The following is a 412-nucleotide window of genomic DNA, read 5'->3' as shown; positions in this document are numbered from 1 at the left end:
TGATAAGCTATTTTATTAAAATCTCCACGTTTTTTTACCGCAATAATGCGGGGTTTTCGTATTTTTTCGTATAATGAAAGAGCTGCGGTGAGTGAAAGATCTTTCATAGAGAGTGTTTCTGCTAATGTGGCAGCGTCTTCTATTGCCATAGCAGCACCTTGTGCAGCGAAAGGCAGGGCAGCGTGTGCGCAATCACCAACAAATACTTGTCTTTCTAAGCCTAAAAAACGGTTCTGTTTCATTTGAAAGATTGGCCAATAGCTCCATTCGTCAATATGGTCAAAAATTTGCAAAATTTGCAGATTCCAGTCTTTAAAAAGAGATTTTAAATTTTCTTTATTTCCTTTATGTGCCCACCCTTCTTTTGAATTTTCGCCATGGGTAATGGCTACAAAATTAAAAATTTTTTTGG

Annotated in this window: 1 protein-coding gene; it reads right to left on the bottom strand. The window is 36.9% G+C overall.

Annotation, left to right across the window (positions count from 1 at the left end):
• Window positions 1–412 (bottom strand): FAD-dependent monooxygenase (locus J7R10_RS09080; protein WP_208436507.1); only part of this gene is annotated, 412 nt, incomplete at both ends.

It is taken from the genome of Bartonella vinsonii subsp. berkhoffii ATCC 51672 (assembly GCF_902825225.1).
Taxonomy (GTDB): Bacteria; Pseudomonadota; Alphaproteobacteria; order Rhizobiales; family Rhizobiaceae; genus Bartonella; species Bartonella berkhoffii.
The sequence above is the reverse complement of the archived record's forward strand: the minus strand, read 5'-3'. Positions and strand labels throughout refer to the sequence as shown.